Source organism: Microbacterium sp. Y355 (assembly GCF_059445345.1).
Genome location: NZ_JCAIUD010000001.1, coordinates 1660333 through 1673196, shown reverse-complemented (window position 1 = coordinate 1673196; position 12864 = coordinate 1660333). Strand labels below are relative to the sequence as shown.

Genomic DNA, 12864 nt, shown 5'->3' with positions numbered 1-12864 from the left:
TTTCCCGCGAATGCGACTGCTATTGTCATGGCATGCAGGCCTTCAAGATCTCGGATGCCGCACGGCTTCTTGGCGTTAGCGATGACACCGTGCGTCGATGGGTGGACAACGAGCTGCTGCCGACGACCGGCGCCAGCCCGACAGAGATTCCCGGCGCGGCACTCGCCGCTCGCGCGACCGAAATGGCCGGATCGACGAGTGGGACGCCGGACGTGCCCACGAGCGCTCGCAATCGCTTCACCGGATTGGTGACGCGCGTGCAGATCGAAGGCGTTATGGCCCAGATCGACATCCAAGCCGGTCCGCACCGGGTGGTGTCTCTGATGTCGGCCGAGGCGGCTCGAGAGCTCGGCCTCGAGGTCGGCTCGCTCGCGACGGCGATCGTCAAGGCCACGAACGTGATCGTCGAGACCCCGAGGGACTGAGTAGTGAAACGGATACTCGCAGTGTCCGCATCCGCCGTGCTGCTGCTGACTGGATGCGCGGCCACGCCCTCGGTTGGTGGCTCGACCGATGTTCCGGTCGACGAGCCGCAGGTGGAGATCACGATCTCCGCAGCTGCGTCACTCAGCGTGGCCTTCGACGAGATCGCGATCGAGTTCGAGGGCGCGCATCCCGACATCGCGGTGAATCCCATCATCACCGACGGATCCGGTGTGCTCGCCACGCAGATCATCGCCGGCGCGGAGGTCGACGTTTTCGCCTCAGCCGATGAGAACAACATGCAGAAGGTGACGGATGCCGGGTTGGTCGCGGGCACGCCGGAGCGGTTCGCCAGCAACACTCTCGTGGTCGCTACTCCCATCGGCAACCCCGCCGATGTGGCCGAGCTCGCAGATCTCGCGCGGCCGGATCTCGCGCTGGTCGTGTGTGCACCGGAAGTGCCGTGTGGCGCGGCGACCCAGACGCTCCTCGACGACTCCGGAGTCGCTGCCACGCCCGTGAGTCTTGAGCAGAATGTCACCGCCGTCCTCACGAAGGTCGCCACCGGCGAAGCGGATGCGGGGCTCGTCTATGCCACCGATGTGCAGGGTCGAACGGACGTGGCATCCTTTGTGCCCGAGGGGGCCGACAGTGTTGTGAACGACTATCCGATCGCCGCGCTCGCAGAATCGCAGCATCCGGATGCCGCCGCAGCGTTCACTGCGTTCGTCACAGGTGAACAGGGCCAGGCGATCCTCGCGTCCTACGGCTTCGGCGCACCCCGCCCGTGACACGCATGCGCGAAGTGAGTGGGTTCGTTCCGCGGGTGCTGGCGCTCCCAGCGATCCTCGGACTCGCGCTTCTCGTCGTACCGCTGATCGCTCTGGTCGGGCGCGTGCAGTGGGCGACGCTGTGGGCCGACATCACTGCGCGCCCGGCGTTGGACGCGCTGGGGCTATCACTGCAGACCGGCCTGATCGCGACGGCGCTGTGCGTGGTGTTCGGGGTGCCGCTGGCACTTCTCATCGCCCGCAGTGGACAGCGCACTGCGGGAGTGCTGCGGGCTCTGGTCACCGTGCCGCTGGTGCTGCCGCCGATGGTCGGCGGCGTCGCGCTACTGTTCCTCTTCGGCCGAAACGGTGCGCTCGGCCAGCTGCTGGATGCCTGGTGGGGCCTGCGGATCCCGTTCAGCACCTCCGCCGTCGTGCTGGCGCAGACATTCGTTGCGCTACCCTTCCTCGTGCTGGCGTTGGAGGGTTCGCTGCGCACCTCCGGTACTGCATACGAACGCACGGCGGCCACGCTGGGGGCCGGGCGATGGACGATCCTCCGGCGGGTGACGCTGCCGCTGGCGGCGCCCGGTCTGATCGCGGGAACAGTGCTGTGCTTCGCGCGTGCGGTGGGGGAGTTCGGTGCGACCGCGCTGTTCGCGGGCAACGCTCCTGGTGTCACGCAGACGATGCCGCTGGCGATCTACACGGCATTCAACGGCTCAGGCGTCGGGCAGGGCACGGCTGTGGCGCTCAGCCTGCTGCTGCTGGTGACCGCGCTCGCCGTGCTGCTTCTCGTGCGGGCATGGCGTCCTGGGGCATCACGATGACCGGTGCGGCGCTGGACGCGCACATCGTCGTCACACAGCCGGACGGGTTTCAGCTCGACGTGGCTTTCCGCCTCGCGCCGGGCGAAGTGGTGGCGGTTATGGGTCCGAGTGGTGCAGGCAAATCGACGTTGCTCGAGGCGATTGCAGGGCTCAGGCGCATCAATTCCGGCTCGATCGCAATCGATGGACGGGAGGTCGCATCCGCCAGGTCTTTCGTCGCGGCGGCGGATCGCGGCGTTGTCCTGCTCGGGCAGGAGCCGCGCCTCTTTCCACACCTCACCGCGAGTGCGAATGTGGCCTTCGGGCTGCGTGCACGTGGAGTCAGCCGTGATGAGGCGCGTCGAAGGGCAGACGAGTGGTTGGCCAGAGTTGGATTGGATGGCACCGGCGGTCGGCGCCCCTCGCAACTTTCCGGCGGGCAACAGCAGCGCGTCGCCGTCGCCCGCGCCCTCGCTGTCGACCCTCACGTTCTGCTTTTGGATGAGCCGCTCACCTCGCTGGATGCGCAGACGGCGAGTGACATCCGCGCCCTGCTGCACGATCAGTTGGCTGCGACGCGAACGACGGCATTGATCGTGACGCATGACGTGATGGATGCTGTCGCCATCGCCAGCCGTCTGCTTTTCGTCGAGGAAGGCGCACTGACGCAGGCGGGCTCGGTGCGCGACGTGCTGGCGGCGCCGGAGACCGGGTTCGTGGCAACGATCGCCGGAGTGAACCGCGTCGAAGGGCGCATCATCGATGGCCGCTGGCGCGCGGCAGGGCTGGTTATGGAGGCGGGGGCACCCGTGGAGGGGATGCGGGATGGCTCGCCGCTCGCCGCTGTGTTCCATCCGGGCGTGGTGCGACTCGCGCCGATGGTTTCCGCGGATGCTGAGGTGGGTGCTGTGGTGGGTGCCGCCTCCGACAGCGACGGTGCTGCCGGCGCTGCATCCGATACTGCTGACGGTGTTGACGCTCGGTGGAGCGCCCGCGTCGTACGCCTGGAACAGGCGGTTGGCGGCGTGCGCGTGCACACAAGTGCGCCTGAGGTTATAGCTGACGTTTCCGTCGAGGAGGCCGCAGCTCTGCAGTTGGCGCCCGGCACGCCAGTGACGCTCTCGATCCCTCGGGAACATGTGCGGTTGCAGCCTGTGCGGGGTAACAGTGTGTCCGCTGCCGCCGCCGATCCTGCGAGAGCGGGTTACGCTCGGTGATATGGATGCTCCAGGCGCAGCGGTGGCCGCAGTCGTCCCCGTGGCCTCGCCGCTGGTCGACACGCACGGCCGCGCGCACCGCGACCTTCGCATCTCGTTGACCGATCGTTGCTCCCTGCGCTGCACGTACTGTATGCCGGAGCAGGGGAACGAGTGGCTCGCGCGTTCCAGCATCCTCACCATCGATGAGATCGAGCGGATTGCTCGGGTTGCCGCAGCGGCCGGTGTGACGACCTTCCGACTCACCGGTGGTGAACCTCTTCTGCGCGCCGACATTGTCGACATCGTGCGGCGGCTTTCCGTGATCGAGGGGCCGGACGGCACCCCGGTCGAGCTGGCGATGACGACGAACGGGATCCGCCTGCCCGAGGTGCTGCCCGCTCTCGCCGATGCGGGGCTGCGGCGTCTGAACATCTCCATCGACACGCTGCGTCGCGATCGCTTCCACGCGCTCACTCGCCGTGACCGCCTCGACGATGTGCTGGCGGGGATCGCTGCTGCGCAGGCATCCGGGATGCGCCCGCTCAAGCTGAATGCCGTCGCCATGCGTGACGTGAATGACGATGAATTGGTCGACCTCGTCGAGTTCGCGATCGCCCACGATGCCGAGCTGCGATTCATCGAGCAGATGCCTTTGGACGCTGGTCACACCTGGGATCGCTCGAAGATGGTCACGCGCGACGAGATTCTCACCGCGCTGTCCGCACGCTGGGAACTCACGCCCGTGCCGGGGCGCGGTGGTGCACCGGCAGAGCGATGGGTGCTGGACGGCAGCACGCACACCGTCGGCGTCATCGCCTCAGTGACTGCCCCGTTCTGCGGAAACTGCGACCGCCTGCGCCTGACCGCGGATGGTCAGCTGCGCAACTGCCTGTTCTCCACGACGGAGTTCGACCTGGTGCCGATCCTGCGCGCCGATGAGGCCTCAGAGGCCGAGTCTGTCGACGTCAGGATCGATCGGATGCTGCGCTCCTGCATCCGCGGCAAACTGCCGGGTCATGCGATCAACGACCCGAGCTTCCTGCAGCCTGCGCGCGGCATGAACGCCATCGGCGGCTGACGCGGCACGCTGGTCGGTCGGAGGTGTCGCACATGGTCGCATCCGGCGTCGGAGGTGTCGCACATGGTCGCATCCGGGGTGTGTCGGCGGCAATCTGCGACCCCGCCGTGTTGTGACCCTTGCCGTGTTGTGACCCTTGCCTGTTGAGGCGGGGCCAGCGACCTACCGGGAAGTGTCCACGGCAGACGTCACCAGGATCGGTCGGTGATCGCTGGAGCGCTGCGGAAGAGTCTGGATGCTGTTGATCGTGAAGCCATCAGAGGTGGCGAAGTCGTAGTGCCCCTTGAACACCCGATATCGGGTGTAGGTGCGGTCGTCGCTGAGCGTCAGGGTGTACCCGTGATCGCGCACGGTCTGGCCGAGGTTCTCTTTGAACACGGGGTAGTTGTAGTCTCCGACCATGAGTATCGGAAGCCCGGGTCCCATCGATTCGAGCTGAGTGAGGGCCTTGCGGATCTGGTTGCGTCGCAGTGAATTCAGCGCGGTGAGGGGAGCGGCGTGGAAGGATGCCACGATCAGCTCCCCACCGTCGTCGATGTCTAGCAGCCGCACACCAAGCAGACGTTCGTGCGCCGGCTTCAGCATCCGATCGTGCAACGATTTCTTCAGCTCGAACGCGCGGATGGCCTGTAGGTGAAAGGTGTTGGTCCGGTAGTAGACCGCCAAACCGAGGCGGTTGCCCTGCGTGGCATCCGCAAGGCTGAGCCCGCCGATCTCGTCTGGCAGAGCATCCACATCGCACTCTTGAAGGCAGAGGACATCTGGCCCGTGCTCGGCCACGAGCTCCTCAAGCTCAGTCGCAGCACGATGCTTGCGCAGATTGTAAGAAATGACCTTCATTAGTGCCACGCTACTGCGTTAAACCATGGAAACGCGTGCCAGTCGTGATCGTTCATTCCGGGAGCTTGCGGCGAGCGCGTGTCTGCTCTGCGCGCACGGCGAGCAGGTCATCTGACGGATAGCCGACCTCGGTCAGTATGAGACCGCGTGCGGCGAGTACTTTGAACTGGTTGGTGCGCTCGAGCGCGTCGCGCAGCACAACCGGATCGCCGACATCGAGCCTGTGCTGACCGACCGCGACGCATGCTCCGACGAGCGCGCGCACCATGCTGTGGCAGAACGCGTCGGCCTTGACCTCCGCAACTAGTGTGCCCTCGGCATCACGATTCCAGCGGTAGTCGAGAAGCGTGCGGATCATGGTTGCCTCCTCGCGGGGTTTGCAATAGGACGTGAAGTCATGCAGGCCGATCAGGGACTGTGCCGCGGCATCCATCGCCTCGACGTCGAGCTCGCCGCGGATGCGGGTGGTATCGAGCCTGCGCGTCGGATCGTAGCCGGTGACGTCGTCTGCCAGCCGGTAGCGATAGCGTCGCCACACCGCAGAGAATCGTGCGTCGAAGCCGTCTGGAGCGAGCGACGAGCGGTGCACCGTGGAATCGGGGTACGCGCTGAGGACTCCGCGCATGAGACGAGCGATGGATGCGGCCGAATCCTCTGCAGCACGACCACGCCGTGCTGCAATACGCGACCACTGGACGTCGTCGAGATCGACGTGTGCGACTTGGCCGGCGGCATGCACACCCGCATCCGTGCGTCCGGCGACCACGAACTGGACGTCGGAGCCGACGATGCGCGCGAGAGCATCCTCCAAAGTTCCCTGCACCGTACGCAGGCGTGGCTGCTTTGCCCAGCCACGGAAGTGGGTGCCGTCATAGGCGATGTCGAGCCGAATTCGCACCACACCAGCTTAGACTGGACGTTCGACTTCGTTCGGCCGCGAGCCGATGCGCACCTCTCACGATGACACAGAACCAGACCTCCTCCATACGTTTCGCGGGCCTCGACGGTCTGCGTGCGGTCGCTGTCATCCTCGTAGTCGTCTACCACCTCTTCCCGGCCTCGCCGCTGCGGGGCGGATTCGTCGGGGTCGACGTCTTCTTCGTGATCAGCGGGTTTCTGATCACTTCGTTGCTGCTGCGTCCATCGCCGCTCGGTCACCTCGGTGCGCCCGGTCGACTTCTCGATTTCTGGCGTCGCCGTGCACGCAGGCTGCTGCCCGCTCTGGCCGTCGTGATCACGGTGTGTGCGACCGCGGCCTGGCTGGTGGGCGGTGATCTGCTGGTCGGGATGGGGCGCCAGGTGCTGGGGGCTGCGACCTTCAGCTACAACTGGCTCGCCGTCGCCGATGGTACGGATTATTTCGCTGCGACCGCGCCCGAGCTGTTCCGCAACTTCTGGTCGTTGGCTGTGGAAGAGCAGTTCTATGTAGTGTGGCCGCTGCTGCTTCCGCTGGTGTTGCTGATCCCCGGTCGCTGGGTGCGCGTGGCGGTGCTCGTCGTCGCCGCTGGTGGGTCTGCGTCGTGGATGGCGCAGCTCGTCGGAGCTGGCGAGGTGACGCGCGCGTACTTCGGCACCGACGCGCACGCATTCGGCCTGCTGCTCGGCATCGCGTTGGCGCTGGCTACCGCGAATATGCCCGAGAGGGCATGGATGCGCGGGCGTGGAATGCAGGTGGCATCGCTGGGCATCGGGGCCGTGGGCCTCGGCGCGATCGTGATCGCCGCGCTGCTGCCGGAGACTGCGGATGCTGTGACCTTCCCCGGCGCGCTGCTGCTTGCGACCGTCGGTAGCCTGCTCACCGTGTTCGCCGGCATCTGGCCAGGGTCGTGGTTCGGGCGTGGACTGGATGTCGCTCCGCTGCGCTGGGTCGGCGATCGCTCGTACGGGATTTACCTGTGGCACTGGCCGGTTCTCGTGATAGTGCTCATCGGTGTGCAGGGGTTCGGGCCCGAGGGAGGAGTTCCGGTGGTGGCCGGGCTGTTGGCGCTCGTGATCTCGGTCACCGCGGCCGCACTGTCGTACAGGTTTGTCGAGCAACCGTTGCGACGCTACGGATTCCGCCGCTCGCTGCGCGCGCTCGGACAGCGGATCGCAGGGACACCTGTGACTCGCTTCACCGGACTCGCTGCACTGACGGTCGCGCTCGTCGCTATCGCGGGGACGACGGGTGCGATCGTGAACGCTCCCCATACTTCGTCGGCAGTGGCGATGATCACCCTCGGTGAGCGGGCCGTGGAAGATGCATCGGAGACGCCTGCGCCTGGCGCGCCTGCGCCTGGCGAGACTCCAGCGCCTGGCGTGCCTGCAGCGACCGCCGCGCCTCTCGCGCCGGGGGAATCGGATGCTGCGGCATCTGAATCTGCGATCGTCGTGCCTGATGGCACGCAGATCACGGCCGTGGGCGATTCGGTGATGCTCGCGTCGGCGCCATCCTTGATCGACCAGTTCCCTGGGATCGCGGTGGACGCGGAAGTGTCGCGTTCGATCTGGGCGGGGCCGGATCTCCTGACCGCACTCGCCGCGAATGGTGAGCTGCGTGAGAACGTCGTCGTCGCGCTCGGGACCAACGGGCCCGTCGATCAAGGCGTGCTCGATCAGATGTCGCAGATCGTCGGTACAGATCGAAACCTGATCCTCGTCAATGCCTATGCGCCGCGGGAGTGGATTCCCGGCGTCAACGCCGACCTCGACGACTTCGCAGACCGACACCGCAAGGTGTGGGTCGCTGACTGGTCGGGCGCGATCGCTTCGCACACGGATCTGCTCGCCGGTGACGGCATCCACCCGGATGAGGCCGGCGGAGAGGTGTTTGCGGCATCCGTGGAGTCGGCGTTCGAGACGATCGAGCGGGATCGCATTCGCGCGGAGAAGCGACTCGAGCAGGCGCCGTCGGGTCGCGCGTCGCGGGTGCCGTTCCCGGAGTGAGGGGCGCTCGTGGCACGTGTGGAGGGGTCGCACATTGCCGCCCGTGCAGCCTGTTGGCGGCAACCTGCGACACCTGCCGCCGTACCGGCGCCCGCGCCTGCGCCCGCACCGGGGTCCAGTCGCTGCCTCGCGTCTATGAGGTGTCGCACATTGCCGCCTCGCGCGAGCCAAAGCGGCAACGGACGACACCTGCCGCCGTCCCGTTCCAGGCAGGGGTCGCACATTGCCGCCCGTGCGGCGTGTTGGCGACGATCTGCGACCCTCCGGACCGGCCGGTACCGATCTGCGTCACTTCCCGGCCCGACCGGAACCCGATCTGTGCGGGACGTCACCCGTTCCAGCCACGGCGGCGCAGCGTGGCGGCGACGAGGTCGACGGCCGTCGGATACCGGCCGAGGATGTGCTTCGAGGTGAGGCGTACGACTTCCAGTCCGATCGCAGCGTACGCGTAGTACTTCTCGATGTCGCGGTTCCATTGGGCTCGTGAGGTTCGGTGCTGGTCTCCTTCCACTTCCACGACGACCCGATAGTCGCGGTAGAGGAACTCCGAGATGCCGATCCGCCGCCCATCCTCATCGTGAATGTCCACATCCAGCTCGGGGATGGGCAGGTTCGCCGACGCGGCATCCAGTCGGTAGTCGGTCTCGAGTGGCGAAGAACTGCCTACCCGGATCAACTCGAGAGCATCGCGCAACCGCTGAGTGCCACCAGGTCGGGGGCCCGCTGCGACTGCATCAGTCAAGTCACGCAACGACGCGAGCGCTCGAGTTGGATGTGGAGTCCCGAAATCATCCCGCGGGATCTGCACCAGTGCGTCGCCGACCTCCACGAGCTGGCGTGTCGAAAGCTCTTGACTGAGCATCGCCCAGGTGGATGCCGGACTCGATACCGGCAACCCGTCGAAACTGCCGACGTCGACCAGGTGCGCGGCCACCTTGCGCCCACGGATACCCTTCGCTCGCGGGGCCCGCCGGGGAGCGATGACCGCGACATCGGGGTGATCGGGAATCGTGATCGGCGCGTTGAGGATGGCCGCAGCCGTGCGTCCGCAATAGAAACTACCCTCGGGCATGACCGTGGCGTATGCCCGCGCATCATCGATCAGCTCCAGCCGTTTTCGGCGGAGCTCGGCATGGGGATCGGTGTCCTTTTCGGCGGCTTCAGCGCGCTGGCGAGTGAGTTCGGCGCGGCGACGGACGCCATAGAACGGCGACGTGAGGTCTGTCGCGCGCATCCGTCGTCGTGAGGATCCTTCGGCGACGGCGTCGGCCACGGCGAACTGCCCGCCGAGATCGGAGGGAAGAGGGAGCGGATGCCGCGTCATGAGCCAACAGTGCCTCGTCAGGTTGCGCCGCCGAGCGTCGAAACCCATGATCTGTGTAGAGCCGGCGGCATCCGCGAATTGTGCAGATGGAGTCGCGCGTCCTGCGGGGCGTCGAAGGAAAGGTGCGGCGCGCGGGCGGGGGTCGCAGGTGGTCGCCTCGGGCGGCGTGGAGCGGCAACGGGTGACACCTCCCGCGGGGTCGTGTGGTCCGGCGCGCGGGCGGGGGTCGCAGATGGTCGCTTCGGGCGGGGTGAAGCGGCAACGAGTGACACCTCCGCCCGACCGGCTCCGCCCGACCGGGGCCGCCCGACCGCACCCGAGCCACCCCGATTCCCACTTCTGGGAGAGATGACGTAAGCTATACCTTTGGTACTCGACTGCCGAGTGCCGCGAACGTGAGCCCTCCACTGGCGTGTTCCGACAGGAACCACCCCGGAGTGGGATTCACGAACCTCTCCGTTCGACAAGAAAGCAGCACTATTGTGACGCGCACTTATACCCCGAAGGCCGGGGAGATCCAGCGTAACTGGGTAATCATCGACGCCAACGACGTCGTTCTCGGCCGCCTCGCCTCCCACGCCGCAGCGCTCCTGCGCGGCAAGCACAAGCCGACCTTCACAAACCACCTCGACTCGGGTGACTTCGTGATCATCGTGAACGCCGACAAGGTCGTGCTCACGGGTCAGAAGCTCCAGAAGAAGATGGCGTACCGCCACTCGGGCTACCCGGGCGGCCTCAAGAAGGTCTCCTACGAAGAGCTCCTCGAGAAGAACCCGATCCGCGCTGTGGAGAAGGCCGTCCGCGGCATGCTCCCCAAGAACAGCCTCGGTCGCGCTCAGCTGTTGAAGCTCAAGGTTTACGTCGGTGCAGAGCACCCGCACGCTGCTCAGCAGCCCACGACGTACACCCTCGACCAGGTCGCCCAGTAAGCGCCGCAAAGATTACTAAGGACATTCTCGTGGCTGATACTCAGGACACCACCGAAACCCCTCAGAACTACTCGACCTCGAGCCCGGAGACTGCAGTAGCGGAGACGGCTCCCCGTCCCGTGCTGAACGTCCCCGGCGCAGCTGTCGGCCGTCGCAAGCAGGCCATCGCCCGCGTGCGTCTGGTCCCCGGCTCCGGCACGATCACGGTCAACGGCCGTTCGCTTGAGGACTACTTCCCGAACAAGCTGCACCAGCAGCTGATCAACGACCCGTTCACGACGCTGAACCTCGTGGGTGCGTACGACGTCATCGCGCGCATCTCCGGTGGCGGCGACTCGGGTCAGGCCGGCGCACTGCGCCTCGGCATCGCTCGTTCGCTGAACGGCATCGACGAAGAGAACAACCGCGCAGCCCTTAAGAAGGCCGGCTTCCTCTCCCGTGACGCTCGCGTCAAGGAGCGCAAGAAGGCTGGACTCAAGAAGGCTCGCAAGGCGCCTCAGTACTCGAAGCGTTAAGGTCCATCGTCTCGATGCCGATTTTTGGCACGGACGGCGTGCGAGGGCTTGCCAATGGCATCCTCACCGCCGACCTCGCGCTCACCCTGGCCCAGGCGACTGCTGTCGTCCTGGGCCAGGGCCGCACTGCAGAGGCTCGCAAGGCCGACGGTAAGCGGCTGTCCGCAGTCGTGGCCCGCGACCCGCGTGTTTCCGGTGAGTTCCTCGTGGCCGCAGTTTCTGCCGGTCTCGCCGCATCCGGCGTCGACGTTCTCGATGCCGGCGTCATTCCGACTCCGGCCCTGGCGTTCCTCGTCGCAGATCACGATGCCGACTTCGGTGTCATGGTGTCTGCGTCGCACAACGCGGCGCCCGATAACGGGATCAAAATTTTCGCCCGTGGTGGTGTGAAGCTCCCCGACGTGGTCGAGCAGCGCATCGAGGCCGCGATGGCGGGGGAGAAACTTCTCCCCACCGGCTCCGGCGTGGGCCGTATTCAACGGTTCTCCGACGCGGAGGACCGTTACAAGCTGCACCTTCTCGCGTCGCTGCCGCATCGGCTTGACGGCATCCATGTGGTGCTCGATTGTGCGCATGGCGCGGCATCCGGTGTGTCGCCTGAGACCTTCAGGGATGCCGGCGCCACCCTCACCGTCATCGGCGCAGACCCTGATGGCATCAACATCAACGACGGTGTCGGTTCGACGCATCTCGACAACCTTGCTGAGGCTGTCGTCCGGCTCGGCGCTGACGTCGGCATCGCACACGATGGCGATGCAGATCGCTGCCTCGCCGTGGATGCTGATGGCAACTCGATCGACGGCGACCAGATCATGGCCATCCTCGCGGTGGCGATGAAGGAACGCGGACACCTCACCAACGACACTCTCGTCGCGACCGTGATGAGCAATCTCGGTCTGCACCTGGCGATGAAAGAGCACGGGATCACTGTGCGCCAGACGGCCGTCGGTGACCGTTACGTGCTCGAAGACATGAACGCCGGCGGTTTTGCGCTGGGCGGCGAGCAGTCCGGTCACGTGATCATGAGCGAGTTCGCAACCACGGGCGACGGCGTGCTTTCAGGGCTGCACCTGGTTGCTGAGATGGCGCATCAGAAGAAGACCCTCGCCGAGCTCGCCTCGGTCATGACGGTGTACCCGCAGGTGCTCATCAACGTGCGCGACGTCGACAAGGATCGTTGCGCTGACGACGAAGGCGTGCAGGATGCTGTCGCCGCTGTCGAAGCGGAACTCGGAGACTCCGGGCGTGTGCTGCTGCGCAAGTCCGGCACCGAGCAGCTCGTGCGTGTCATGGTTGAGGCTGCGGATGCTGAGACCGCTCAGTCCTACGCTGAGAAGCTCGCCGGCGTGGTCAAGGAACGTCTGGCGCTATAGCGCTCCAGGTGCCAGCGATGCTCACGACATCAATTGCAGACTGTCGTGATCTTCGCGGTACCGCTCGCCGTTGACTGGACATACCCAGTCGTCGCCGTCGCGAACCAGGGGACGCCCTGCACGACCGACCCAGGCCACGCGCCGTGCAGGCACTCCAACGACGAGCGCGTGCGCGGGCACATCCTTCGTGACGACAGCGCCGGCGGCGACCAGCGACCACGCGCCGATGGTCACGGGTGCGATGCACACCGCACGACCGCCGATCGAGGCGCCTTCCTCGATCGTCACCCCGACGGCATGCCAGTCGTCAGCCGATTTCGCTGACCCATCGGGGTTCACCGCCCGCGGGAACTCATCATTGGTCAGCACAGCCGCCGGACCCACGAACACGCCATTGGCGAGGCGGGCCGGCTCGTAGATGAGCGCATAGTTCTGGATCTTGCAGTTGTCGCCAAGGACCACATCCGGACCGATATAGGCGCCTCTACCGATGTTGCAGCCGCTGCCGATGCGCGCACCCTCGCGTACCTGCGCGAGGTGCCAGACACGCGAGTCGGCACCGATCTCGACGCGCTCGTCGACATCGGCCGTGGGCTGGATCGTGGCTGATTCTGCAATGCTCATGCGCTCGCTCCACTCATTCCGTGGTTCTTCCAGACGGATGAGCATCAGCATAGGG

General features: G+C 66.1%; 13 protein-coding genes. 9 read left to right on the top strand and 4 right to left on the bottom strand.

Features of this window, described 5'->3' with window-relative positions:
- Positions 1-32 precede the first annotated feature (32 nt).
- From AC1C2O_RS08030 to moaA, 5 genes are read left to right on the top strand one after another with little or no spacing between them, the layout of a single operon-like run.
- Positions 33-425, top strand: a complete 393-nt coding sequence (locus tag AC1C2O_RS08030) for a TOBE domain-containing protein (protein WP_495429903.1) — start codon at positions 33-35, stop codon at positions 423-425.
- 21 nt (positions 426-446) lie between these two features.
- The gene (gene modA / locus AC1C2O_RS08025) at positions 447-1214 is read left to right on the top strand and encodes a molybdate ABC transporter substrate-binding protein (protein ID WP_495429902.1); all 768 of its coding nucleotides are present in this window, start codon (positions 447-449) and stop codon (positions 1212-1214) included.
- A 5-nt stretch (positions 1215-1219) separates the two neighbouring features.
- On the top strand, positions 1220-2023 hold the full coding sequence (locus AC1C2O_RS08020; RefSeq protein ID WP_495431710.1) for an ABC transporter permease: 804 nt from the start codon (positions 1220-1222) through the stop codon (positions 2021-2023).
- Entirely contained in the window at positions 1999-3219 is a 1221-nt protein-coding gene (locus AC1C2O_RS08015) for a sulfate/molybdate ABC transporter ATP-binding protein (protein ID WP_495429901.1), read from the top strand. The genes AC1C2O_RS08020 and AC1C2O_RS08015 overlap by 25 nt, the downstream gene beginning before the upstream one ends.
- 1 nt (position 3220) lies before the next feature.
- On the top strand, positions 3221-4279 hold the full coding sequence (gene moaA, locus AC1C2O_RS08010; protein WP_495429900.1) for a GTP 3',8-cyclase MoaA: 1059 nt from the start codon (positions 3221-3223) through the stop codon (positions 4277-4279).
- Between the two features lie 162 nt (positions 4280-4441).
- On the opposite strand, the gene AC1C2O_RS08005 is transcribed toward moaA, so the two are convergent.
- Both AC1C2O_RS08005 and truA read right to left on the bottom strand, forming a co-directional pair.
- Positions 4442-5119 carry an endonuclease/exonuclease/phosphatase family protein gene (locus AC1C2O_RS08005; RefSeq protein ID WP_495429899.1) on the bottom strand — a complete coding sequence of 226 codons (678 nt, stop codon included), beginning with the start codon at positions 5117-5119 and terminating at the stop codon, positions 4442-4444.
- 52 nt (positions 5120-5171) lie between these two features.
- Positions 5172-6017 (bottom strand): tRNA pseudouridine(38-40) synthase TruA, encoded by an 846-nt coding sequence (gene truA, locus AC1C2O_RS08000; RefSeq protein WP_495429898.1) that lies wholly within the window; start codon positions 6015-6017, stop codon positions 5172-5174.
- 62 nt (positions 6018-6079) lie between these two features.
- Here truA and AC1C2O_RS07995 point away from each other — a divergent pair, with 62 nt between their 5' ends.
- A complete protein-coding gene (locus tag AC1C2O_RS07995; RefSeq protein WP_495429897.1) occupies positions 6080-8044 on the top strand; it encodes an acyltransferase family protein in 1965 nt (654 codons plus the stop codon).
- Positions 8045-8372: 328 nt separating this feature from the next.
- Here AC1C2O_RS07995 and AC1C2O_RS07990 read toward each other — a convergent pair whose 3' ends face one another.
- Positions 8373-9368 carry a putative endonuclease domain-containing protein gene (locus AC1C2O_RS07990; RefSeq protein ID WP_495429896.1) on the bottom strand — a complete coding sequence of 332 codons (996 nt, stop codon included), beginning with the start codon at positions 9366-9368 and terminating at the stop codon, positions 8373-8375.
- A 482-nt stretch (positions 9369-9850) separates the two neighbouring features.
- Between AC1C2O_RS07990 and rplM the strand changes: the two genes are divergently transcribed.
- From rplM to glmM, 3 genes are read left to right on the top strand one after another with little or no spacing between them, the layout of a single operon-like run.
- Complete coding sequence (gene rplM, locus AC1C2O_RS07985) at positions 9851-10297, top strand: 50S ribosomal protein L13 (RefSeq protein WP_495429895.1); 447 nt, start codon at positions 9851-9853, stop codon at positions 10295-10297.
- Positions 10298-10326: 29 nt separating this feature from the next.
- Positions 10327-10812, top strand: a complete 486-nt coding sequence (gene rpsI / locus AC1C2O_RS07980; RefSeq protein ID WP_495429894.1) for a 30S ribosomal protein S9 — start codon at positions 10327-10329, stop codon at positions 10810-10812.
- A 14-nt stretch (positions 10813-10826) separates the two neighbouring features.
- Positions 10827-12185 (top strand): phosphoglucosamine mutase, encoded by a 1359-nt coding sequence (gene glmM / locus AC1C2O_RS07975; protein ID WP_495429893.1) that lies wholly within the window; start codon positions 10827-10829, stop codon positions 12183-12185.
- A 21-nt stretch (positions 12186-12206) separates the two neighbouring features.
- On the opposite strand, the gene AC1C2O_RS07970 is transcribed toward glmM, so the two are convergent.
- On the bottom strand, positions 12207-12809 hold the full coding sequence (locus AC1C2O_RS07970) for an acyltransferase (protein ID WP_495429892.1): 603 nt from the start codon (positions 12807-12809) through the stop codon (positions 12207-12209).
- Between the last annotated feature and the right edge of the window lie 55 nt (positions 12810-12864).